General features: G+C 30.9%; 26 protein-coding genes and 1 pseudogene. 22 read left to right on the plus strand and 5 right to left on the minus strand.

Features of this window, described 5'->3' with window-relative positions; all coding sequences use genetic code 11:
- The first annotated feature begins 56 nt into the window (after positions 1-56).
- The 14 genes and pseudogenes from KTC92_RS15365 to KTC92_RS15435 all read left to right on the plus strand — a co-directional run bounded on the left by KTC92_RS15365 (position 57) and on the right by KTC92_RS15435 (position 11,162).
- Positions 57-881: a transketolase gene (locus KTC92_RS15365; RefSeq protein ID WP_216302616.1), complete on the plus strand. Its 825-nt coding sequence runs from the start codon at positions 57-59 to the stop codon at positions 879-881.
- Positions 881-1,819, plus strand: a complete 939-nt coding sequence (locus KTC92_RS15370; protein WP_216302617.1) for a transketolase family protein — start codon at positions 881-883, stop codon at positions 1,817-1,819. Before KTC92_RS15365 ends, KTC92_RS15370 begins: the two co-directional genes overlap by 1 nt.
- A 237-nt stretch (positions 1,820-2,056) precedes the next feature.
- Positions 2,057-2,743: a cell division ATP-binding protein FtsE gene (ftsE, locus tag KTC92_RS15375; RefSeq protein ID WP_165412528.1), complete on the plus strand. Its 687-nt coding sequence runs from the start codon at positions 2,057-2,059 to the stop codon at positions 2,741-2,743.
- Positions 2,733-3,629, plus strand: coding sequence for a permease-like cell division protein FtsX (gene ftsX / locus KTC92_RS15380; RefSeq protein ID WP_220286165.1), 897 nt, complete (start codon positions 2,733-2,735; stop codon positions 3,627-3,629). The genes ftsE and ftsX overlap by 11 nt, the downstream gene beginning before the upstream one ends.
- A 344-nt stretch (positions 3,630-3,973) precedes the next feature.
- The gene (locus KTC92_RS15385; RefSeq protein ID WP_220286208.1) at positions 3,974-5,182 is read left to right on the plus strand and encodes a S41 family peptidase; all 1,209 of its coding nucleotides are present in this window, start codon (positions 3,974-3,976) and stop codon (positions 5,180-5,182) included.
- Positions 5,183-5,434: 252 nt separating this feature from the next.
- Positions 5,435-6,733 carry a PDZ domain-containing protein gene (locus tag KTC92_RS15390; RefSeq protein WP_220286164.1) on the plus strand — a complete coding sequence of 433 codons (1,299 nt, stop codon included), beginning with the start codon at positions 5,435-5,437 and terminating at the stop codon, positions 6,731-6,733.
- 1,000 nt (positions 6,734-7,733) lie between these two features.
- A complete protein-coding gene (locus KTC92_RS15395) occupies positions 7,734-8,252 on the plus strand; it encodes a hypothetical protein (protein WP_220286163.1) in 519 nt (172 codons plus the stop codon).
- Positions 8,242-8,442 (plus strand): helix-turn-helix transcriptional regulator, encoded by a 201-nt coding sequence (locus KTC92_RS15400; RefSeq protein WP_165412532.1) that lies wholly within the window; start codon positions 8,242-8,244, stop codon positions 8,440-8,442. The genes KTC92_RS15395 and KTC92_RS15400 overlap by 11 nt, the downstream gene beginning before the upstream one ends.
- 275 nt (positions 8,443-8,717) lie before the next feature.
- Positions 8,718-9,218 (plus strand): DUF3990 domain-containing protein, encoded by a 501-nt coding sequence (locus KTC92_RS15405; protein ID WP_220286162.1) that lies wholly within the window; start codon positions 8,718-8,720, stop codon positions 9,216-9,218.
- Positions 9,218-9,460: a hypothetical protein gene (locus KTC92_RS15410; RefSeq protein WP_216302623.1), complete on the plus strand. Its 243-nt coding sequence runs from the start codon at positions 9,218-9,220 to the stop codon at positions 9,458-9,460. The genes KTC92_RS15405 and KTC92_RS15410 overlap by 1 nt, the downstream gene beginning before the upstream one ends.
- Before the next feature lies 1 nt (position 9,461).
- Positions 9,462-9,686, plus strand: coding sequence for a DUF3791 domain-containing protein (locus KTC92_RS15415; protein ID WP_216302624.1), 225 nt, complete (start codon positions 9,462-9,464; stop codon positions 9,684-9,686).
- 376 nt (positions 9,687-10,062) lie between these two features.
- Positions 10,063-10,448 (plus strand): annotated as a pseudogene (locus KTC92_RS18725) (helix-turn-helix domain-containing protein).
- A 91-nt stretch (positions 10,449-10,539) separates the two neighbouring features.
- Positions 10,540-10,782 (plus strand): type II toxin-antitoxin system Phd/YefM family antitoxin, encoded by a 243-nt coding sequence (locus KTC92_RS15430; RefSeq protein ID WP_220286161.1) that lies wholly within the window; start codon positions 10,540-10,542, stop codon positions 10,780-10,782.
- The gene (locus KTC92_RS15435) at positions 10,779-11,162 is read left to right on the plus strand and encodes a type II toxin-antitoxin system death-on-curing family toxin (protein ID WP_220286160.1); all 384 of its coding nucleotides are present in this window, start codon (positions 10,779-10,781) and stop codon (positions 11,160-11,162) included. Before KTC92_RS15430 ends, KTC92_RS15435 begins: the two co-directional genes overlap by 4 nt.
- A 132-nt stretch (positions 11,163-11,294) precedes the next feature.
- Here the strand turns inward: KTC92_RS15435 and KTC92_RS15440 are convergent, their stop codons facing one another.
- Positions 11,295-11,630: a YnfA family protein gene (locus KTC92_RS15440; RefSeq protein WP_220286159.1), complete on the minus strand. Its 336-nt coding sequence runs from the start codon at positions 11,628-11,630 to the stop codon at positions 11,295-11,297.
- Between the two features lie 169 nt (positions 11,631-11,799).
- Between KTC92_RS15440 and KTC92_RS15445 the strand changes: the two genes are divergently transcribed.
- From KTC92_RS15445 to KTC92_RS15470, 6 genes are all read left to right on the plus strand, one after another.
- A complete protein-coding gene (locus tag KTC92_RS15445; RefSeq protein ID WP_220286158.1) occupies positions 11,800-12,603 on the plus strand; it encodes a lipid II flippase Amj family protein in 804 nt (267 codons plus the stop codon).
- Positions 12,604-12,808: 205 nt separating this feature from the next.
- Complete coding sequence (locus KTC92_RS15450) at positions 12,809-13,588, plus strand: hypothetical protein (RefSeq protein ID WP_220286157.1); 780 nt, start codon at positions 12,809-12,811, stop codon at positions 13,586-13,588.
- Positions 13,589-13,695: 107 nt separating this feature from the next.
- Complete coding sequence (locus tag KTC92_RS15455) at positions 13,696-14,481, plus strand: thymidylate synthase (RefSeq protein ID WP_375294772.1); 786 nt, start codon at positions 13,696-13,698, stop codon at positions 14,479-14,481.
- Positions 14,481-14,981 carry a dihydrofolate reductase gene (locus KTC92_RS15460; protein ID WP_220286155.1) on the plus strand — a complete coding sequence of 167 codons (501 nt, stop codon included), beginning with the start codon at positions 14,481-14,483 and terminating at the stop codon, positions 14,979-14,981. The genes KTC92_RS15455 and KTC92_RS15460 overlap by 1 nt, the downstream gene beginning before the upstream one ends.
- Positions 14,982-15,117: 136 nt before the next feature.
- Positions 15,118-16,026 (plus strand): MBL fold metallo-hydrolase, encoded by a 909-nt coding sequence (locus KTC92_RS15465; RefSeq protein ID WP_220286154.1) that lies wholly within the window; start codon positions 15,118-15,120, stop codon positions 16,024-16,026.
- Positions 16,027-16,106: 80 nt separating this feature from the next.
- Complete coding sequence (locus tag KTC92_RS15470; RefSeq protein WP_220286153.1) at positions 16,107-16,538, plus strand: hypothetical protein; 432 nt, start codon at positions 16,107-16,109, stop codon at positions 16,536-16,538.
- Positions 16,539-16,635: 97 nt separating this feature from the next.
- Here the strand turns inward: KTC92_RS15470 and KTC92_RS15475 are convergent, their stop codons facing one another.
- Together KTC92_RS15475 and KTC92_RS15480 are read right to left on the minus strand one after the other, a co-directional pair.
- Entirely contained in the window at positions 16,636-16,908 is a 273-nt protein-coding gene (locus KTC92_RS15475) for a hypothetical protein (RefSeq protein ID WP_216302631.1), read from the minus strand.
- A 33-nt stretch (positions 16,909-16,941) separates the two neighbouring features.
- Positions 16,942-17,109 carry a hypothetical protein gene (locus tag KTC92_RS15480; RefSeq protein ID WP_220286152.1) on the minus strand — a complete coding sequence of 56 codons (168 nt, stop codon included), beginning with the start codon at positions 17,107-17,109 and terminating at the stop codon, positions 16,942-16,944.
- 315 nt (positions 17,110-17,424) lie between these two features.
- On the opposite strand from KTC92_RS15480, the gene KTC92_RS15485 reads away from it, so the two are divergent.
- Positions 17,425-17,793 (plus strand): DUF7010 family protein, encoded by a 369-nt coding sequence (locus tag KTC92_RS15485; RefSeq protein WP_220286151.1) that lies wholly within the window; start codon positions 17,425-17,427, stop codon positions 17,791-17,793.
- Positions 17,794-18,166: 373 nt separating this feature from the next.
- On the opposite strand, the gene KTC92_RS15490 is transcribed toward KTC92_RS15485, so the two are convergent.
- Both KTC92_RS15490 and KTC92_RS15495 read right to left on the minus strand, forming a co-directional pair.
- The gene (locus tag KTC92_RS15490) at positions 18,167-18,616 is read right to left on the minus strand and encodes a hypothetical protein (protein ID WP_220286150.1); all 450 of its coding nucleotides are present in this window, start codon (positions 18,614-18,616) and stop codon (positions 18,167-18,169) included.
- 366 nt (positions 18,617-18,982) lie between these two features.
- On the minus strand, positions 18,983-20,362 hold the full coding sequence (locus KTC92_RS15495) for a radical SAM protein (RefSeq protein ID WP_216302635.1): 1,380 nt from the start codon (positions 20,360-20,362) through the stop codon (positions 18,983-18,985).
- Positions 20,363-20,725: 363 nt separating this feature from the next.
- Between KTC92_RS15495 and uvrB the strand changes: the two genes are divergently transcribed.
- On the plus strand, positions 20,726-22,711 hold the full coding sequence (uvrB, locus tag KTC92_RS15500) for an excinuclease ABC subunit UvrB (protein WP_216302636.1): 1,986 nt from the start codon (positions 20,726-20,728) through the stop codon (positions 22,709-22,711).
- The last annotated feature ends 21 nt before the right edge of the window (positions 22,712-22,732 follow it).

Here is a 22,732-nt window from a genome sequence, read left to right on the forward strand (position 1 = left end):
GGTAGATAACAATTATTGGTTCTTATCTACACCAAAGCAATATTAGGAGGAGACATATGGAGAAAACATTAGAACAATTAAAAGCAATTACTAAAGAAGTTAGGAAAGATATCGTAACTATGGTTACAAAGTCAGCGTCTGGGCACCCAGGTGGATCGTTATCTGCTGTGGAAATCATAACTACTTTATATTTTAATGAGATGAATGCGGGTCCAGAAAATAAGAATGATCCAGACAGAGATAGATTTGTACTTTCAAAGGGGCATGCGGCACCAGCGTTATATAGCGTGCTTGCTAGAAAAGGATACTTTGATAAAAGTGAATTAATGGGACTAAGAAAACTTGGATCAATGCTTCAAGGACATCCTAATATGAATACTATTCCAGGAGTAGATATGTCTACAGGTTCTTTAGGCCAAGGGATTTCTGCTGCAGTAGGAATGGCATTAGCTGGAAAACTAGATAAAAAAGGATACAGAGTGTATTCACTGCTTGGAGATGGTGAACTTGCAGAAGGTCAAGTTTGGGAAGCAACTATGTCAGCTGCACACTATAAGCTTGATAATCTAACCGCTTTTGTAGATCATAATAGACTACAAATAGATGGTAAGGTTTCGGAAGTTATGGGTTCTGATCCAGTAGATGCTAAATTTGCAGCTTTTGGATGGAACGTTATTTCTATCGATGGACATGATCTTGTACAAATTAAAAGTGCTATAGAAGAAGCTAAAAAAACAAAAGGAAAACCAACAGTTATAATTTGCGAAACTGTAAAGGGTAAAGGTGTATCCTTCATGGAAAATGAAGCTAGTTGGCACGGAAGCGCTCCAAATAAAGAACAATGCCAAGAAGCAATAGACGAAATTGGAGGTACTGTATAATGGGTAAAGTTGCAACAAGAGAAGCTTATGGTAAAGCCTTAGCCAAATTAGGATTAGAAAATGAAAATATAGTTGTTTTAGATGCGGATTTATCTAAATCCACTAAAACTGCAGACTTTAAAAAAGTGGCTCCAGAAAGATTTATTAATATGGGTATCGCCGAAGGAAATATGATGTCCGTAGCTGCAGGACTTGCTTCTTGTGGCAAAATTCCTTTTGCAAGTACTTTTGCTATATTTGCAGCAGGAAGAGCTTTTGAACAAATAAGAAACTCTATTTGTTATCCAAAATTAAATGTTAAAATTTGCGCAACGCATGCAGGACTCACAGTAGGAGAAGATGGAGCATCTCATCAAGCAATAGAAGACATAGCTTTAATGAGAAGTATACCAAATATGGTAGTTATAAGCCCTAGTGATGATGTTGAAACGGAAGCTGCTATAAAGGCTATTATAAAGTACCACGGACCTTGCTATGTAAGGCTTGGAAGATCAGGTGTTTGCACAGTAAATGATGATCCTGAGTACAAATTCGAATTGGGGAAAGCTGTAACGCTTAGAAAAGGACATGATGCAACTATAATAGCTACAGGTATTATGGTAGATGCTGCTTTGGAAGCTTATAACATATTGGCTGAGGAAGGAATAAAGGTTAGGGTGCTTAATATACACACTATTAAACCTATTGATGAAGAGGCAATTATTGTTGCAGCTCGCGAAACTGGATTAATTGTTACCGCTGAAGAACATAGCATTATAGGCGGACTTGGATCGGCAGTAGCTGAGGTTGTTACGACTAATCATCCAGTACCAGTTATGAGAGTTGGAGTTAAAGATACCTTTGGTGAGAGTGGTAAGCCAGAAGAACTTTTAAAAGCATATGGATTAACTACAGATGAAATAGTTAAAGCTCTCAAAAAGGGTCTTTCCTTAAAATAATTTTAGAGACTTTTATGCACGTATGTATAAAAGTCTCTAAATAATTTATAGGATAATATTGTTTAACTATAATAAACTTTGTTTTTTAGGAAATCATAACGAGCGATTTATTTATAATATTTATAATATTCACGGAAATTTTATATTATAAATTATTACAGGCTTAATCAGTATGTTATAATGTTAGTGATGAATTTAATGAAACAAATTACATAAGTATGGTAAGGAGAGTTTAATATGATACAATTTAAAAAAGTAACTAAGATTTATGATAATAATGTAACGGCTTTGTCGAATATTGACATAACTATTAAAAAAGGGGAATTTATATTCATTGTAGGTCCTAGTGGAGCAGGAAAATCTACTTTTGTTAAGATACTTTTAAAAGAGGTAGAACCAACTACGGGAAGTGTTATTATAAATGATACGGATATAACAAAATTACCTAGAAAAAAGGTACCTTATCATAGAAGAAAAATTGGAGTGGTTTTCCAAGATTTTAGATTAATTGAGTCTTTAAATATTTATGAAAATGTGGCGTTTGCACTAAGGGCTACAGAATGTTCTGCAAAGGATATTAAGAAAAAAGTACCTTATGTTTTAGATTTAGTTGGATTATCAAAGAAATATATGGCTTTCCCTCATGAGATTTCAGGTGGAGAGAGACAAAGAGTTTCTCTTGCGAGAGCTATAGTAAATAATCCTACTTTGCTAATAGCAGATGAACCAACAGGAAACTTAGATCCTGAAACTGCATTAGGTATTATGGATATTTTAAAAGATATTAACAAGTCGGGTACCACAGTAGTTATGGCAACACATGCAAAAAATATAGTAGACTCTATGAAGAAGAGGGTAATAGCTATAGAAAAGGGTGTTATAGTTAGAGATGAGCAAAGGGGAAGATACGGTTATGAAGATTAGTACAATTAAAAATTTTGTTATGGATGCTTTAAAAAGCTTAAAAAGAAATAAAACCGTTAGTATAGCGTCAGTGGCTACGGTGGCTGCTACTCTATTTATTCTAGGGGTGTTTTTATTAATTGTTTTTAATGTTAACGCAGGAATTCAAGAACTAGGAGCTAAGTTAGAGGTGGGAATTTATCTTAAGGATGATATAACAGTAGCAGATAAATCAGCTGTTGAAAATGCTTTAAGCAAAACGCCGGGAGTAACAGATGTTAGATTTGAAGATAAGAACGATGCACTAGCAAAAGTAAAGAAACAATTTGGCAAAGATAGCCAAGCCTTAGTAAAAGGATTTGAAGGTAAAGGGGGAAATCCTTTTCCGACTGCATACGTTGTAAGTGTTACCAAACCTGAAGTAATAAATGATGTGGTTAAGAATGCTACAGGATTAAAAGGCATAGAGGAAATTAAAGATGTCAGACAATATGTTGATAAAATTGTAAAGATAACAAATACTCTTAAAATAATAGGAATTGCATTATTTGCAGTTTTAATAACTGTTTCTTTATTCTTAATAGGAAACACAATTAAACTTACAGTTTACTCTAGAAAAAAAGAAATAGGTATTATGAAATTTGTAGGTGCTACGGATTGGTTTATAAGATGGCCATTTATTATCGAAGGCATGATTTTAGGTTTAGCAGGAGCACTTATTTCTACTGGATTACTATATTATGCTTATAAAATGGCTTTCTTAAAGATTACTAATGGATTATTAGGAGCTACCCTTATAAACCCTCATATGATATTAAGTACTACTTTATGGCAATTTATGTTGGGTGGCTTAGTTATTGGAGCCATAGGAAGTTCTATATCGATAAGAAAATTCTTGGTTGTATAGTATAAAAGCATCTTCTGCGAATCTGCACAGCTTCGCAGAGGATGCTTTTACGACTTCAAAAGGAGATCTATGCTTTCACTGAATTTCTGTATTTATTATAGAATGTAACATATACTTATAGAAAGGGAGAACTATCCTTCTGAAATGTCATTAAATTTATTTATTTTCTTATCAGTGTTATAAATTTATTATATTTACATAAATAATATATAGAGAATATATAGATAATATATAGAGAATAATATATAGAGAATAATAAAGAGGTGTATAAAATGGGCGATGAAAATAAGCCTGAAAAATTTAGAGTTTTAGAAAATGGTAGTGGAAAACCTAAAGCAAAGAAAATGAAGTGTGTTATATGGATTATAGTTTTAGTACTTATTACTAATACCATAACTTTATTTGTCTCCACTCAAATTTCATTAGGTATTCCAAATGGAAAAGTAGCTATTGGAAGAGAAGCTTATGACCAGGTATTAAAGTTTCAAAAACTATTTTTAGTCAGAAATAAATTGTATGAGTACTATGATGGCAAAATTAGTGATGATGTTTTAGTTGAAGGAGCTATAAAGGGCATGACTGATTCTCTAAAGGATCCTTATACAACTTTTATGAACAAGAAAGAGTTTTCAGATTTTAATTCTCAAACACAAGGAGCTTATACTGGCCTTGGATTACAAGTAGGAGTTAAAGACGATAAGATAGTTGTAATTGCACCCTTTGATGGATCACCAGCTAAAAAAGCAGGATTAATTTCTGGAGATGTTATAGAAAAGGTTAATTCAACAGAAGTCTCTGGAAAAGAACTAGAAAAAGCTGTTACAATGATGAAGGGCAAGGCAAATGAGTCAGTTACCTTAACTATTAATCGAAAAGAAAAAGGTAGTTTTGACATTAGTATGAAACGTGCTAAGATCGATTTGATAACAGTTAAAGGCGAAATGCTAGAAGGCACGGTTGGGTATATTCAGCTTACAATGTTTGATGAGAATACTGCTAAGAATTTTGAAAAGAAATTGTCAGAATTACAAGATAAGGGTATGAAGAGTCTAATAGTAGATGTAAGAGGAAATCCTGGCGGACTTTTAGATCAGGTTGTAGATTTAACATCTAACTTTGTACCTAAAGGAAAGGTTATTGTATCTACTATAGATAAGAATAAGAGAAAAACTGAAGATAAATCTAAGGGAGGCCTAGCATTAGGCATGCCATTAACAGTATTAACAGATGAAGGTTCAGCAAGTGCCTCAGAAATTTTTGCAGGTGCTATAAGGGACTACAAAGTTGGTACTTTAGTGGGAGAAAAAACCTTTGGTAAAGGCATAGTTCAAAGGATGTTTTACAGAAGCGTTGATGGTTTTGATGATGGTACAGCATTAAAAATTACTATATCAAAATATTATACTCCGAGTGGTGAGAATATACATCATATTGGAATAAAACCGGAAGTGCCAGTTGTGTATCCACAAGCACTTAAAGAGAAACCATATGATAGAACTTTGGATCCGCAGTTTAAAAAAGCTTTAGAGATAGCTAAAGATAAAATCAAATAATAAAATAAAAGTATCTATTTAAGTATCTACCAATAAATTTGGTAGATACTTGGTTTTTAACGACATTTCAGAAGGGAAGTCTCCTACTTCTATAATCGTAAGTTATATAATATAACAAATAGAAGTTCAGTGGGAATATAAATCACCTTCTGGAGTCGTTAATATTGAGCACCGCAGGTGATGATTTGACGACATTTTAATAGCTTATAATATTACGTGTTTCATAGTGATATGAAAGGAGAATTTTAATCAATGGAAATTGCAATACATACTTTAAGAGCAGTTGCGTTTGCAATTGTTGACCCTTCAAATTCGTTTATTTTAATAATAATTGCAATAATTTTTTATAATAAAAATAAGAAGACTGCAGCTATGCAGAAAATGATAATGGGAGAAAGTTTAGATTCACCTTTTGAACTAACTATATCTCAAATTGTAATAGGAATTTTTGCCGGTGCTGTGGCAAGTCTATTATTTACATTTTCAGGGTTAGTTTTTGATGAAAATTCAAATATTTATTTATTGTTTATGGTGTCGTTATTTTTTATGGCAGTTAAGCCTAGATATATTAGTTTTTCTTATTCTGGTGCAGTTCTGGGAATAATGAGCCTGGTGTTTAAATATGCATCCAGTACATTACATATGCCACAATTGAATATTATAAACATAGATATTCTGACCTTAATGACACTGGTTGGAATATTACATATTATAGAGGGAATCTTAGTCATGATAGATGGCTCAAGAGGAGCTATTCCTGTGTTTACTAATAGAGATCAAAAAATTATAGGTGGGTTCGCCTTAAAAAGATATTGGGCACTACCAATTGCTTTACTTATACTATTAAGTGCGTCTTCATCAGAATTAGCGGTTGGGCAGAACTTCATGATGACTGATTGGAAGGGTTTAATAAAAGGGGATATAGTCAATCGGATTGTAAAAAATTCGGTTATAGCATCTATGGCACTGTATGGAGTTATTGGATATAGCAGCATTACATTTACAAAGCTTAAGAAAAGGAAGGCGCTTACTTCGGGAGCATTAGTACTTACTTATGGTATAGCGCTAACAGCTGTATCACAATTACCAGTATCAGGGTCAGTCTTTCAAATATTTATTTTGATATTTGCAGCTATATTGCATGAGGCAATGCTACGACTAGAAAAGTACATGGAGCTCACTTTAAAACCAAAATTTATGAGTAGTGAAGAGGGAATTATGGTACTGGAAGTAGCGCCTAAGTCTCCTGCTTTTGAAATGGGGATTCAAAGTGGAGATTTAATAGTGCAGATGAACAAGAGTAAAATAGAGAATGAAGAAGAACTTATTAACATAGTTAAAGGGAAATTTAATTCAATAAATCTTAAAATTAAAAAACCTTCCGGAGAACTAAAAGATACTAGTTATAGCAGTATGGCTGGAGACAAAAGACTAGGAGTAGTTATTGTACCAAGGGAGTTACCAAAAGATACTGCTATAGTAAAGGTGGATAATGAAACCTTTAAAGATGTGATGAACAAAATGAGAAATAAAGAAAAGGATAAGAAATAGAAAAAGTATGAAGTTTCTCCTACGTGCCTTGCAAACGAACTAAAAACTAGAAATTACATTAAGAAATTCTAATCTTTTGCTTATATAAAATTCTTTAACGCTCATATTCGGCGTCTTGCCTCAGGTTCGCTAGCTTGCACTTCCTGTGCAAGCTTACAAGAATTTTATGTTCGCAAAAGAAGAATTTCATACTTGTTATTTTATCTCTTAGTAAAGCCTGAATGATAAAAATGATCTCAAAAGAGTGATATTGAATAAATACTTTAAATGTGTTAAAATTAGTTAAAATTGAATTAAATTAGGCGTCTATAATCGTTAACAGATACTGATTTTAGTGAGGTGACTATGAAAAAAAAATATTATTTTGAAAAAATCAGCACAATAATATGTTTATTGTTAATTTTATTTTCCACCTGGCAACAATTTCAATATAACCATACTACTTTAATTGTTGTATTCGTAGTTGTGTATTCGTTACTAAAAAATAAATTTTTTAAAAATGCAGAATATGAAAATAAAAAAGATTATATTTTTAATATAATAAATATACTTTTACTTTTACCATCTTTATCTTTGATTATCTATATGGTGATTTATAGATAAAATGAATATCTATATTTTGTTGGTGGTACTAAGTTAAGCTTTATTTTAAAGGAGAATTTTTTGAAAGGCCTTTAAAATAGGCTTTTTTTAATTGTAACGGAAGTCCAAGCAGTACTTCCGTTACAATTAGAGAGACTTAAATAAAACAAATTCTATATTATTAGAACTGTTTTACATACCTCCAACCACTTAAAAAAAAAGAATTTCTAATATTTAAAAATTCTCAATTCCACTGCAATCAATGACACATATGCAGGATGAGAATATATTATAGCAGTGGGAGACTTTCCTTATGAAATGTTGTTAAAGGTAATAAATGTAAAAAAACATTGACATTTATCTAAATATTATTACAATAAAATGTAAAGATGTATTAACATTTAGGAGGGATTTAGAAATGACTTTAAGAGAAGATGAGCGTGTACAAAACTCTAAACGCATTGCAGTTCGCTATACTTATTTATTTGAAATACTGAGTATATCGGTTTTATGTATTCTATCAATTATGTATAAGAATTTAATATTGATGCCACCTTTATATTTATTTAACTCTTCTATTTATGTTTCAATTTCACTTGATCCACTTATAGCCTTTATAGTGAATACACAAATTTTGTTTATGTTTGCTGCTCAAGCAATATTCAATAAGCGTTTTGGAGGAAAGAGGGAATCATTAATTAGTGGAACTGCTGGATTCAGATTTATGGATGAAAGGGAGCGGAAAGTATCAGATAAAGCTATCAGTGTAACTTTTCTTTATATTAATATATTTCTTATCATATGGGCTGTTATTGACATTTTCATTAGTGGAAAATTAGGATTACCTCTTATAATAATTGGAGTGGTATTCATTATTTATAACATAACTAAAGGGATAATACTTCACAACTTCAAAGAGAAATATCATGAAAAATAGCATCAAAGAACATCGTAAAAGTTATAAATTAACGCAAGAGGAATTGGCTAATAATTTAGGGGTTACTCGCCAAACAATTATAGCTATAGAAAATGATAAGTATAATCCAACATTAGAATTAGCTATGAGGTTAGCAAAGTATTTAGATGTTAGAGTTGAAGAGCTGTTTATATTGAAAGATAAGGAATAGAGATAAAGACAAACATAAAGATCTAATTTTAAAATCAATATTATATTTTTTATTATCGCCGATGCGTATGGTATCAATAAAATCAATGATTAAGAGAATCATTAAATTTTTCGCTTTGTTACGGTATGTAACTCCCATTATTAGTAAAATATATTGTGGCTAATATGTAGAAAACATGTTATGATTTTATTATAAGTTGTATATATTATTAAAAATATACTTGCTGAGTTAAAAAAAGAAAATAGATTAATACAAAAGGTTATAGGAGGACGTGTATGATTGTATACCATGGTAGCAATGTGATTGTTGAGAGACCTATTTTATTAACACCAAAACGAACATTGGATTTTGGTACAGGTTTTTATACAACAACAAATAAAAATCAGGCAATAAGTTTTGCCCATAAAGTAATGCTTAGAAATGATAGTAAAACTAAAGCAGTTAGTATGTATGAGATTGATTTTGACAACATAAAAAATATAGTTGAAGTGCTAAAATTCGACGAGCTTGATGGAGACTGGCTGGATTTTGTTTTTTCTAATAGACAGGGTATGTATAGCGGAAAACAGTATGATGTGATAATTGGAGCAGTAGCTGATGATACTATATATAGGGTTTTCAGTTTGTATGAAGCAGGACTCTTGGATAGAGAAGAAACTCTCAAGAGATTGAAGATTAAAAAATTATATGATCAAGTTACCTTTTGTACAGAGAAGGCATTGACCTATTTGCATTATATTGGTCAGTTAAATACTGATATAGAGGAGGATATATGATGAGTGAATCGAAAGAATTTCAAGCTATTTTACAAGTGATCGTATCTCGCTTGGTACAAATAATTGCCAAAGAGATGAATATTTCTGATAAGGATGCATTAAATAATTTTTATTCATCAAAGCTTTATGAAAAGCTGGAGCAAGAGGAGACGAAAGTTTGGCATTTAAGTGTGCCTACCCTTTATAGTCTCTATGTTGAAGAAATAAAAACAGGTAAAATTATTTTTCCAGAGGAGGCATAAAATGGAACAAAAATTAGACTTTTTAGTATATTGTATAGAAAATTATAAAAATGAAAAAGGTTTAAAAGGCAAGGAAGCTTTAGAGTTTTTTAACAGATATCGTGTTTTTGATTATATTGATGCGAGCTATGAAGCTTTGCATACCACTGGAAGAGAATATATTATAGAAGACCTTAGTATTTACATTAATTCAAAGCAAAAGGTTGATTCAGGGATTGCACATTAATAATTTAAAAATTTCAGAGCCTTAGAGAATGCTATAACAAAAAGTATATATTGCTGAAATGCGCTCACGTCGCTAAGTGTTCGAACGCATTCTACGCAATATATACTTTTGTTAGCATTCTCTAAGAAAAAGAATTAAGTCTAAAAATTCACATTATGCTCTTTCCATTTTTAATTTTAGTGGGTACAGTTACTTTTGAGTAATTATTACCATGAAGAGAGTAAGAGAAAAACGGTATTAGCGAAGAGTAATTATATTAACAAACAGTCGCTTTTAGGTTGCTATAGTAATTGCAACCGTAAGTTGACAAGAAAGCAAATGGAAATTGCTAGTATGCTAGCTGATGTTAGGGTATTATTTAGGTGGGGTGATGAAGTTGAGTTTTTCAGAAAAATTACAAACGTTAAGAAAAGAAAAAGGTTTGTCACAAGAACAACTTGGAGAGGTATTAAATGTATCTCGTCAGTCAATATCGAAATGGGAGTCTGACAAACGTATCCGGAAATAAACAAACTTATAATATTGAGTGATTTATTTGAAATAACGTTAGATGATCTAGTGAAGGATAAAAATACAGGGTGTACTGATAGTGTGGATGATGAAAGGGAAGAAGATGAAGAAGGTAGTGGGCTAATGATTGGTTGTATGATGGTAGGGGCAGCCATTGGACTTATTACAGGAAATGCTAATTGGTATGCAATAGGTGCTTTTGGGGGTATTGGAGTTACTTATATCTTTAAAGGATTTAAAAGAAAAATTTAAATAAAATAATAAATTTCAAAATTTAGGTTAAATTTATCCTAAACATGATATAATAAGTATATAAGAACTAAAAATAATGGGAGGGATAAATATGTTAGTGAACACTCAAAAGATAGTTTCGATATCAGAAGCTAATCAGAATTTTTCTAAAATAGCAAAATTAGTAGATGTGGACAAATCTGTAGTTATAATGAAAAATAATAAACCTAAATATATTCTTTTAGATTTTGAGGAGTTTAGTAAAGAGTCAATATCATCGGAAGAAAAATTAGATGAAATTGCCGATAGAATATTATTTGAAAATTTAGAAGCATTTAATGAGTTAGCTAAATGAAGTATATAACAATTGAATATGTATTGAAACTGCATGAAAAGTTGATATTGGCTACTGGTGGTTCAAATGGAATAAGAGATATGGAACTTTTAAAATCATCAATTGAAAACTCAAAAACAACATTTGGTGGAGAAGATTTATACAAAAGCATTGAGGAAAAATGTTCTAATATATGCTATAGCATAATAAATAATCATACGTTTATAGATGGAAACAAAAGAACAGGCATATATGTAATGTTAATTTTATTGGAATATAATGGAATTAAATTATTGTTTACACAAAAGGAATTAATGGATTTAGGATTAGGTATAGCAAAAGGAGAATTAGAACAGAAAAAAATATCTGAGTGGATAAAAAATCATAGAGACGTCTGCTAACAAAATGGTATTTTATGACGAAATTGCCTATGGGTACAGAATGTTTGAGCAAAAAAAGTATATATTACGTATAATGCATTGTAGTTCTTAGTGAAGTGAATGCATTAATAGTAATATATACTTTTTTCTTTTCTATCCTCTTGGAGCATACATAATGATAATAACCCCAATTAGTGCAATGCCTCCGCCAATTAAATCAAATCTGTCTGGGAGTACGTTATCAACTTTCCATCCCCACAAGATTGAAAGGACAATAAATATTCCCCCATAAGTTGCATATACTCTGCCAAAGTTAGCATTTTGAGGCTGTAGTGTAGGAATAATGCCATATAATATCAATAATATCGAGCCTACAACTCCATACCAAAGACTTTTACCCTCGCGTAAAAATAACCAAACAAGATATCCTCCGCCTATTTCAAATATACCTGCTAGCACAAAATAGAAAACTGACTTTATAATTTCCAAATGTATATCTCCTTACCTATTTATGATTTTAAGACACATTTAGATATTATATCATGAATATATATATGTTTAATGATAATGATATTGGAAATGTTTATTGAAATTCGATATAATGAAACAAAGACGTAATAGTATATTAAGAAAAATTAAGGAAGACGGAGGGGAGTATATGTCTAAACAAGTAATAATTGTTTTAATTCTTACGGTTGTCATTTCCATAATTTCAACACTGGCCTATTCTGTAAGAATTGTTGGTGTAAGAACGGGAAGAATAGCGGTATCTTTTGCGGTATTTAATATTTTTTCGTTAATTTCTAGAACTGCAAATACAGTACAAGCACCATTACTAGCTAAAAGGATTGAAGAGACTATAAAAGCCGGGGACCCTCAAAGTTTATTATCTACATTTAGATGGATTCTATTTTCTACAACAATAGCAACAATTATTGGCGCAGCACTCATGCCAACATTTATAAAAATTTTTGGAAAACTTGTAGAATCATTTAGTTATAATCGTTCTATAGCTAAATTGTTATTACACTCGTTTTCAAAATCAGGAATAGAGCAGTTTAAAAGTAGTGTTACAAAACCTAGAAAAGAAAATTTGGGACAATTTAAAAGTTTTAAAATGATACCTAAGAAAATAGTTTTAATTAACACCATAGCCTTTTCAATATTAACTGTTGGTGTTTTAGCATCATTGTATGCAGGATGTTTAAATCCAGAACTAAGAAGTACATGCAGTACATTATCAGGTGTGATAACGGGCATGGCAGCAATACTTATGGTTATATTCGTAGATCCATATATATCGATTCTGACAGACGATGTACTAAAAGGAGAATGTAGTCAATTGCAATTTGATAGATGTATAATTTTTATTGTTGGAGGATTGATAGTGGGTACTATTTTAGCCCAGCTTTTATTAGTTCCAGCAGCACATATAATATCTTTTATAGCCAAAGCAATTTAAAATAAAATTTAAAAACACGAATCAACAATTTTTATTTATAAAAAAATGACAAGTGTGTTGTTTTGATGAGGGAAGAGTATGTATGATATAAAGGCATACTTTATGTTATAATTAAAACTCAATTGTAACTTAATATATCATAATATTAAAAAAAAAATTTTTGTTTAGATTCTAAAATATAATTTGTATGAAAGGTGAAATTCTAATGAAGAAAAAGCATCTATTAATAATAGCTTTAATAATTAGTTTGATATTTGGGGCTTATAATTTTCTTAGTTTAAAGCAGCAAGAAAAAACTGCGACTGAATTATTTATATCCAGTTTATCTCAAACCCAAACTTGTTTTGCACAGGACTACAGTAAACTAAACGAGAATGAAAAAAAATATTACTATATAAAGGCTGCATCTAACCTACATACAGCTTTGAATTTATTAAATTCGACTTCGTATGCTAATGTTGAGAATAGTAATGAATTATTTAACGCGATAAATGAACTTAATTCCTGTATATCAGAAAATAATACAACTAATAGTAGGTGGAAAGCTGTTACTGAAAAGAGGGAACTTATATATAATTATTTACATTATATAGTTATAAATCCTAATGACAAAAGTAATTGCAAAGCACTTTCTAGACTTGCAAATAATTTACGTTTAGACATTGAAGATGTTTTAATTAATTATGAAGGTAAGAGTCCAAATTGGGCTGTAGGGTATAAAATCGATGGTAATGAAAACTCACATGACACATATTATACATTTAAGTACACTGGGATAAATGGTAAGTTGGTAAAAGATGTTAAATACTCTATAGATACGTATAATGAAGGAGAAAGTGGCGAATTTAAAAATCATAATAGCAAGGTGCATGCTGGCATATTGAAACTGACGGCAGGACTTCCAAAAGCTACTGATAGGGATATGTTAGTTAAGATAGAATGGAATGGGAAAAAAGAGTCGTTAATATTAAAAAAGTCTAAATAAAGGCTGAGCTATATAATAAAAAAGAAATATAGAAAGGAAGTGAATATTTAGTGGGCTTGGATACTTAATGGATACTTTCTCACTAATGATAAATTATGTCAAATGAAATGGATAGACAATATATTAAAATGGCAGAGAAAATTATTAAAAAAGGATATTATGACCAAAATCGTACTGGGGTTGCAACTTTAAAACTTCCTCACCAAATTATGCAATTTGATTTAGAAGAAGAATTTCCAATATTAACGACTAAATTTGTTGCGTTTAAAACTGCAGTAAAAGAATTGCTTTGGATTTTCAAAGACCAATCTAATGATGTTAAAAAACTTCAAGAACAAAATGTACATATATGGGATGAATGGGCTTTGGAAGATGGCACAATAGGGAAGGCGTATGGTTTTCAAATAGCTAAGTATCACCAAATTGATACACTTATTGAGGCTTTAAAAAAGAATCCTCAAGACCGAAGAATGATGATGAACTTATGGAATATAGAAGATCTTCCTGAAATGGCGCTTCAACCTTGCTGTTTTTTAACTATGTGGGATGTAACTGATGGAAGGCTGAATTGTATGTTAATACAAAGGTCTGGAGATACGGCACTCGGAATTCCATTTAACACAAGTCAATATGCATCATTAGTTCATATGATAGCACATGTTACAGGACTCAAAGCAGGATTATTTACTCATGTTATAAATAATGCACATGTATATGAAAATCATATTGAAGGTTTAAAATTACAGATTTCAAGAAAAGAAGAAGCTTTAGAAGCACCTAAGATTTGGATTAATCCAGAAATTAAAAGCTTTTATGACTTTACGCCTGAAGATGTTAAACTAATAGATTATAAACACCTTGGGAAAATAAATATGGGGAGTGTGGCTGTATAATGCTTACGTGTATTGTTGCTATTGGAGAAAATTTTGCTATAGGGAAAAATAATAAATTACTTTGGCATTTTTCAAAAGATTTAAAAAGATTCAAACAGATTACAAGTGGAAATACTATTATAATGGGAAGAAAGACATTTGAATCTCTTCCGGGTATTCTTCCTCAAAGACACCATATAGTTATTACTCAAAATAAGGATTTTGTAGTAAATGATGAACGAGTTACTGTTTTAAATTCTAAGGAAGAATTATTAGAAACTTTAGAAGACAGTAAAGAATATTTTGTTATAGGGGGAGGAGAGATTTATAAGTTATTATTGCCCCATTGTAACAAAATACATTTAACAAAAGTGCATAAGGAATATGATGCTGAGGTATTCTTCCCAGAGCTGAATTATTTGGAGTGGAATATTAGAGAAGAAGAAACTGGTTATATTGATGATGATAAAGCAGCACCATACAGTTTTTTAACACTGGAACGTATTACTTTAGTAAAATAATAGTTTATAAAATAACAAAATGACTTAGAGAAATCTAAGGTATTTTGTTATAATGTTTTCTATTACATTATATATTAGATACATAGCCATTAATAGGTAATCACATAAATGAGTATAAAAGGAAGAAAGTGAATATATGGAGATAAAAGAAATAAAGGGAAATACATTTTGTATTGATACAGGGATGACATACATACCTTTTTATAAAATTAATCATGAAGAAATTATTATGTTGGATTCAGGATGGGCACAAGGAGAAAGAAAAGGAATAGATGAACTTCTTTTAAAAAACAACTTTAAGGTAGTCGCCATAATTTGCAGTCATGCTCATATAGACCATGTAGGAAATAATGCATATTTGAAGGAAAAATATAACTGTATTATTGCTATGCCATCCTATGAAGCTCTTATTTGCAGTTCAACGGTTAATCTAAAGCTCTATTACAGTAGCCAAACATTATCCGATGTTCTAGAGCATTTTGGAGATATGGTTTGTGAAACAGATATTATGATTTTGGACAACCAAGATAGCGTAACTGTGTGTGGTGTTAAATTTAAAATTATTCATACACCAGGGCACAGTCCTGCACATATATGCATTACTACTCCTGATGATGTTGCATATTTGGGAGATTCACTCATAAGCTATGAAGTCATGAGGGGGGCTAAAATGCCTTACGCTTATATACTGAGTGTGGATTTGTTAAGTAAATTAAAACTTTATGATCTAAAATATAGCAAATATGTCGTGGCACACAAAGGTATATTTGATGATATTACAGGACTTATTGCTGACAATATAAGTTTTTATAAGGATAGAGCATTAAGAATATATAATGTCATAGATGGTACTATGACAATGGAGGATATTCTAAAGGCTGTTATTATAAGCTTTAATATTAATGTAAAAAGCAAGTATAGATATACAACAATAGTAAGAATGCTTAGGTCATATGTTGAATATTTGAATGAAACAGGAATGATAGTTTTAAATATGGATGAGGGGTTTCTTAAATATTCAAAAGCGGTGATTTTAGATAAATAAATTTTAAATTTTTTTATTAAATGAATCCCTGTAACATAACTACAATTCATTATGGGAACATTAATAAATGGGTGATGTTTATGATTAAAAAAACACTGTCAGTTATGTTCTTATTTATTATACTGTTGAATTCAACAGTGATTCATGCTGAAGGATTAAAATATGCTGAAATTTTTGATCCAAAGCAAGGAAAGGTGGTGAAAGTAGTTCAGTTAAATCCAGAAATTCATAATATGGTTGCAAACTTTATAAAGAATGTTGATAATATCTATGCTAAAAGTGACCCTCTTACAGATGATGGTTATGCAATTAAAATCCCGCTTGATCCACCTGTAAAGGTACAGAGAGAATGTTTAAACGCACTTATAAATGAAGTTTATATAATTATACCCGAAAGTGAAGCACCATTTCTTATGGTTTTTGAAAATGAAAACAAACTACTTTGTTTCCCATTTAAAGGAGACATAAATTCGCTGTCAAAAGTTCTGGATTTCAACTTAAAAGGAAAATAAGTATAAAAACCTCTATAAAGTATTATATACATACTTTACAGGGGTTTTTATCAATTTTAAAATAAATAAATAAAAAATATCTTCTAAGGAACTATTCCTATAAAAACCAAATAATTATAAAATTAATAATTGAAACAAATAAAATAAAAATTGACACTACAATATTTTTATCTTTATTTATAAGTTTATGTTTATTAAATTCTAAAATTGCGATAATAACAATAAATGTGTTACCAATTGATCTTAGGATTTTTATATATATAATTCCAAATCCAATATTATCTAAATGGGCTGCTATAAAAGTAAATAATCCAACTGAAAATAAGGATGCAAAAAATATAATATAATATATGTTTTTTTTATTAATCAAAATAAAATCTCCTTTTTATAAAGTAGTTCAAAATTATTTGGAAGCTTTTTCATATACAGTTTCTAACAAAAGTGCAATTAAAGTTACACCTATTACTCTTGTTATAAATGAAGCAATGTGACCATATTTTAAATCAACTATTATACCCCAAATTATTGGAACTACAGCTATTCCTAATACATGTCTTTGCCATATTTTCATATTTACTCCCCCTATAAAGGCCATTAATAGTAATTAACTTCTGTATACTATTGAGACATTTACTATAGTATACAGAATATCAATATTAACTTCAAATATTTAACAAAATACATATAAATAGTCTTTATGATGTTATTGAGGGTTTCGGGTAAAACACTACATTCCTTTTTACTATATTCAATTTACGGTAATGATAGTATAATTAAGTGAATATTTTGTTTTGTAGAGTTGATTTATACGTGTTGTTAAGCAGTTAGTTAAAGTTACCTATATTTAACTGGATTTAATTAAACTTAACTAGATTCACTTTCATATATGATTTCAAGGATAATAAAAGCAGAGTTCTCAACAAGTGATAATCCTTTAAATAAATTAGGGGTTTTATTTTCATGTAATCAATTTCTATATATACTAATTGCTATGTGGGTATACCCAACAGTTCCAGATAAAATGGTAATGGTTTTGGCAATTATCTTCGGCGCACATTTGCTGCCTTTTGGATGGTTATATCAATCAAAGGCATATTTAGTGATGTCTGTACTTATATCTCTGACTACACTTATTATCGGAATTATGTTTAGTGCGGTGGTGGTTTCAATAGTTATGATATTATTTGAAATTATATTTTCTATATGGTTAATGATTGAAAATAAATCTTTAAATATAAAATCAGGAGCATGCTAGGAATACCCTTGGCAAGCCCCTTTTCTATTATATAGGAAACAGTTTGTGGTAAATAATGTGGATAACTTTTTTTTCTGCCCTTAGATTTCATCCAACCTGTGGATATAGATATGCATAATAGTATGGACTTTCTCCGGAAGTGATTCCAAATAAGAGAAGCAGAAACATTGAAATTTCATTTAGAAATTCTTCTTTTCCAATGTAAAATTCTCGTGAGCCTGACAGGAAGTCAGGCTAGCGAACCTGAAGCAGGATGCCGAATGTGAGCGCCAGGGAATTTTATATTCGAAAAGATTAGAATTCCTTAATGGAATTTCACGTTTCAACCTCTTATTTGGAGTCAAGCAGGAGAAAGTTCATATTGAGTGGATTTTTAAAGTAAACTATGTAACACCCTAGTGTGGTATAGGTGTAATTGCTTCAGTACAATTTTATCGGCTTGATCCTGAGTTATAGTTCCGTTGCTTACAAGGGATGTTAAAGGATTTATATGAGTTATCTTATTACTATCCATATATAGTTTATTTTCTTGAGTAGTAATAGTTTTAGTTTTTTCTGAACCTTCAGATCTATTTAGTACAGCTTTAATTTTATTCGCATCAGTTTGAGTTATAGTATTAGCAGTTACAAGGTTTTCAACATTTGCGCCTAAACCCTGTTTTATTTTAGTGTCTATTTTTTTACATTCATTTGTGAAAGGCGCTTTTTTACCAATATTTAATGGGTTAGAAGTTGCTGCGAAAGCTGTACTCGCAGATGATAAAAGTATTCCAACTGTTAGTGAGCCAGATAGAATTTTGGTTTTTATAGATATAATTTTCATTTTAATATCTCCCTCATTAATTTATTTTTATAGATTCTATCTTTTAATCATAGCAATTGCGAGTGTCAACGAGGTGTCAATATAATGTCTATTTTGTTTGCTTTGTGTATTTTCTATAAATTTTGTATTAACGCATCTCCTGCGGAGCTGAAATGTCGTTAAATTCCTTCATAAGCTAATCCCAACTTACCAGGATTGCTAACAAATATTTTTATGCGCAAAAAAAGTATATAATACTTATAATGCATTAATAAGTATTATATACTTTTCTCTTTTTTATTATAGAGGAATAGCTTGCGAAAAATAATGTGGATAACTTTGACGTTTCAACCTGTTATTTCAAACCACGCAGGAGAAAGTTCATAATTAACCTTTTGATAATTCATCATTTCCTTTTTCATTAAAAGTTTCCTTCCACTCTTTATCGGCGTAAGGTGTGAAAGCATTTGCAACCTTGTCAATATTTTCATGGAATTCTTTATCATTAAGCATAACATCTCCAGCAGCATCAGTTGGTTTAGCGCCAACCTTTTGACATACATCTCTTATTACATTGGTATTATCTATCATCATACATGGCCTTAACATATTTTTGTTATAGGGCTGTCTATGTCTTAATTCTTTAAAGAAAGGATCCCTAAAAGCGTCAATTAATGGTCTTCCCTTTAAATTAACTGTTGAGAAATGTGCAAATATACATGGTTCTGCGTCTTCTTTCGAGTTGATATGAAAGAAGTATTTACCGGCTATACATCCCCCTACTAATGGAGCATCATTAAAGAAATCAATTGTAAAATATGGTTTTGTTGTTCTTATTTCATTAGTTCTTCTTCCAAGTCTTATTCTCTGCTCTGGTGTAAGCATCATATCAAACTGTGGATGTGAACTTACCGGCATAAACAAGAAATACCAACTTAATTTAGAACCTTTTTCAATTAGCATATCAGTAAACTTATCAGATAATACATCATCTATGTTAGTTCTTGTAACACATGTTGAAACTCCGAATAAAACTCCTCTTTCTTTAAGCATATCCATAGCATGTATAACTTTTGCGAATGTACCCTTTCCTCTTCTTGATTCTGTATCTTCTTCAAAGCCTTCAATCGAGAGCATTGGGAATACATTTGAACATTTTTGTATCCTATTGGCAATTTCGTCAGTTATAAGAATGCCACTAGTAAACGGGGAGAACATCATGTCATCAAATTTTTCATATATATCGAGCAGATAGTCATTATAGAAAGGTTCACCCCCAAGTATTATTATCCAGTATATTCCCAAATCTCTTGCTTCTTTAATTAATCTCTCTACTTCTACAGGTGGAATATCAGTATCTTTACTATAATTAGATGCATAGCATCCAACGCAGTGCAAAGGACATCTCATAGATGGACTGATTAGCAAAACAAATGGTATTTTTGTATCTTCGTCAGTTAAGAATTTGTTGCGTTTTGCACCAGCATACCAATTTGCATTTGCAAAGAAATTAGTAACCAATTTCTTAAGACACTTTGTGTCTGTATTAGTTAATATATTTTGTATATATTCATGTGTTGGTGGGTTACTCTTGTAATAACTATAGACAAAATCTATTTGTTTTAGTTGAGACTCATCTTTTATTAGTTTTTTTATAGTATCAAAAATTTTGTCAACATTTCTTTCTGGGTTCTTTTCTAGATAATTAATTAAAGTCTCCATGATTTTAGATTTTACACCTTTTTCTACAGAATTCATAATACTCACAACAATTCCTCCATTTAAAATATTTTTTTTATGCAGTATATTATTATTTAATGAGAATCAACTAATATTAATCGTTAATTTTGTCTAGATGCAAATAGGTGATTATATATATATATATATAGTATCTATATTTATAATTTAGAATAAAATGCAACTAATGAAAATTTTTAACGGTAAATTAGCAAGAAATATTGTTGAAAGAACTATGAAGGGTGTTAATTATAATCTTTAGATTTTTTTAATTTATAGTAGGTGAATAGTTTTTGTGAATTAGTATAGGATATATTGACATATTAAAAATTTATAGTTAAAATAGAAGTAACGAACAAATGTTCAGAAGAAGGAATACAAGGCGGTGATTTTATGCATGAGTTTAAGTTACATTCAAAGTTTAAACCTACTGGAGATCAACCACGGGCAATTGATAGTCTTGTGCGCGGAATTGAAGAAGGTAAAAAGTTTCAAACTCTTAAAGGAGTAACGGGGTCAGGTAAGACTTTTACCATGGCTAATATTGTTGAGAGAGTTCAAAAGCCTACATTGGTGCTTGCTCATAATAAGATCTTAGCAGCACAGCTTTGCTCAGAGTTTAGAGAATTTTTTCCTGATAATTGTGTTGAGTATTTTGTTTCATATTATGATTATTATCAGCCAGAGGCTTATATTGCACAGACGGATACATTTATAGAAAAAGATTCATCTGTTAACGATGATATTGATAAATTAAGACATTCAGCTACATCGGCATTACTAGAGCGTAACGATGTTATTGTGGTGGCTTCGGTTTCATGTATATATGGACTTGGTAACCCCGAGGAGTATAAAAAACTTACAGTGTCATTAAGGGTTGGCATGGAAAAGGATAGAAATGAAGTAATAAGACAGTTAGTAGATATACAGTATGAAAGAAATGATATTAATTTTATTCGCGGAACCTTTAGAGTGAGAGGTGACACTATAGATATATTCCCTGCTTCATCGTCAAGTGAAGGAATTAGGGTAGAGTTTTTTGGAGATGAGATAGAAAGGATTAGATCATTTGATTCTCTTACAGGAGAAATTATTGGAACCCTAAAACATGTATCTATTTTCCCGGCTTCCCATTTTGCTACATCCAAGGATAAATTGGAACTTGGCATAGCTCAAATAGAGCAGGAGCTTGAGGAGAGGTTAAAGGAGCTTACTTCAGAGGATAAAGCTTTAGAGGCACAAAGACTTAAGCAAAGAACAAACTATGATATTGAAATGATGAGAGAGGTTGGTTACTGTACTGGTATAGAGAACTATTCTAGAATTTTAGATGGCAGGGCTGCTGGAACAGCACCTCAAACATTGATGCATTATTTCCCTAAGGATTTCTTAATGTTTATAGATGAGAGCCATGTAACTCTTCCGCAGGTTAGAGCTATGTTTGGTGGGGATAAATCAAGAAAGACTAATTTAATTGATTATGGATTTAGACTTAAGTCAGCCTATGATAATAGACCGCTAACTTTTCAGGAGTTTGAGGGTACTATGAATGAAACGATTTTTGTAAGTGCAACTCCAAACGTTTATGAAGCAGAACATAGTGAGAATGTGGCAGAACAAGTAATAAGACCTACGGGGTTATTGGATCCTGAAATAGTTATAAGGCCTGTTAAGGGGCAAATAGATGATTTATATGCGATCATTCAGGAAACAATAAAAAGAGGCTTTAGAGTTTTAGTTACGACCCTTACAAAAAAAATGTCAGAAGATTTGACTAAATACTTTAAAGAAATGGATATGAAAATTACATATTTACATTCGGATATTGATACCATAGAAAGAATGAAAATTATCCAAGATCTTAGGCTAGGTACTTTTGATGTGCTAGTAGGTATAAATCTTTTGAGAGAAGGATTAGATATTCCAGAAGTAGCTCTTGTTGCAATACTCGATGCAGATAAAGAAGGGTTTTTACGTTCTGAAACCTCATTAATTCAAACAATAGGAAGAGCTGCAAGAAATTCAGAGAGCAAGGTAATAATGTATGCAGACAAAATTACAAAATCTATGAAAAAGGCTATGGATGAAACTACAAGGCGTAGAGGAATTCAGATGGAATATAATGAAGAACATGATATAGTGCCAACCACTATTGTAAAAGATATTAGGGAAGTAATCGGATCTATAACAGTTGCGGAAGATAAAGAGGTATATGAAACCCTTGAAGCTGCAATGGATGCGAATTACGATGAAACTAAAAAGTTAATGGATAAGTATGAAAATGAGATGAAGCAAGCAGCTAAGGATTTACATTTTGAAAGAGCGGCGCAGCTTCGCGATATAATTTATAAACTCAAAAAGCAGATTAAAAATATATAATTGTGTTGTAACAGAGGAGGA

Origin of the sequence: Clostridium sp. CM027 (assembly GCF_024730565.1) — a bacterium.
GTDB classification, from domain to species: domain Bacteria; phylum Bacillota; class Clostridia; order Clostridiales; family Clostridiaceae; genus Clostridium_AD; species Clostridium_AD estertheticum_B.

Bases quoted from the DNA above. Each gene is read 5' to 3' on its own strand.
- KTC92_RS15365 (WP_216302616.1), top strand. From the start codon at position 57: ATGGAGAAAACATTAGAACAATTAAAAGCAATTACTAAAGAAGTTAGG.
- KTC92_RS15370 (WP_216302617.1), top strand. From the start codon at position 881: ATGGGTAAAGTTGCAACAAGAGAAGCTTATGGTAAAGCCTTAGCCAAA.
- ftsE (WP_165412528.1), top strand. From the start codon at position 2,057: ATGATACAATTTAAAAAAGTAACTAAGATTTATGATAATAATGTAACG.
- ftsX (WP_220286165.1), top strand. From the start codon at position 2,733: ATGAAGATTAGTACAATTAAAAATTTTGTTATGGATGCTTTAAAAAGC.
- KTC92_RS15385 (WP_220286208.1), top strand. From the start codon at position 3,974: ATGAAGTGTGTTATATGGATTATAGTTTTAGTACTTATTACTAATACC.
- KTC92_RS15390 (WP_220286164.1), top strand. From the start codon at position 5,435: ATGGAAATTGCAATACATACTTTAAGAGCAGTTGCGTTTGCAATTGTT.
- KTC92_RS15395 (WP_220286163.1), top strand. From the start codon at position 7,734: ATGACTTTAAGAGAAGATGAGCGTGTACAAAACTCTAAACGCATTGCA.
- KTC92_RS15400 (WP_165412532.1), top strand. From the start codon at position 8,242: ATGAAAAATAGCATCAAAGAACATCGTAAAAGTTATAAATTAACGCAA.
- KTC92_RS15405 (WP_220286162.1), top strand. From the start codon at position 8,718: ATGATTGTATACCATGGTAGCAATGTGATTGTTGAGAGACCTATTTTA.
- KTC92_RS15410 (WP_216302623.1), top strand. From the start codon at position 9,218: ATGAGTGAATCGAAAGAATTTCAAGCTATTTTACAAGTGATCGTATCT.
- KTC92_RS15415 (WP_216302624.1), top strand. From the start codon at position 9,462: ATGGAACAAAAATTAGACTTTTTAGTATATTGTATAGAAAATTATAAA.
- KTC92_RS15430 (WP_220286161.1), top strand. From the start codon at position 10,540: ATGTTAGTGAACACTCAAAAGATAGTTTCGATATCAGAAGCTAATCAG.
- KTC92_RS15435 (WP_220286160.1), top strand. From the start codon at position 10,779: ATGAAGTATATAACAATTGAATATGTATTGAAACTGCATGAAAAGTTG.
- KTC92_RS15445 (WP_220286158.1), top strand. From the start codon at position 11,800: ATGTCTAAACAAGTAATAATTGTTTTAATTCTTACGGTTGTCATTTCC.
- KTC92_RS15450 (WP_220286157.1), top strand. From the start codon at position 12,809: ATGAAGAAAAAGCATCTATTAATAATAGCTTTAATAATTAGTTTGATA.
- KTC92_RS15455 (WP_375294772.1), top strand. From the start codon at position 13,696: ATGGATAGACAATATATTAAAATGGCAGAGAAAATTATTAAAAAAGGA.
- KTC92_RS15460 (WP_220286155.1), top strand. From the start codon at position 14,481: ATGCTTACGTGTATTGTTGCTATTGGAGAAAATTTTGCTATAGGGAAA.
- KTC92_RS15465 (WP_220286154.1), top strand. From the start codon at position 15,118: ATGGAGATAAAAGAAATAAAGGGAAATACATTTTGTATTGATACAGGG.
- KTC92_RS15470 (WP_220286153.1), top strand. From the start codon at position 16,107: ATGATTAAAAAAACACTGTCAGTTATGTTCTTATTTATTATACTGTTG.
- KTC92_RS15480 (WP_220286152.1), bottom strand. From the start codon at position 17,109: ATGAAAATATGGCAAAGACATGTATTAGGAATAGCTGTAGTTCCAATA.
- KTC92_RS15485 (WP_220286151.1), top strand. From the start codon at position 17,425: ATGATTTCAAGGATAATAAAAGCAGAGTTCTCAACAAGTGATAATCCT.
- KTC92_RS15490 (WP_220286150.1), bottom strand. From the start codon at position 18,616: ATGAAAATTATATCTATAAAAACCAAAATTCTATCTGGCTCACTAACA.
- uvrB (WP_216302636.1), top strand. From the start codon at position 20,726: ATGCATGAGTTTAAGTTACATTCAAAGTTTAAACCTACTGGAGATCAA.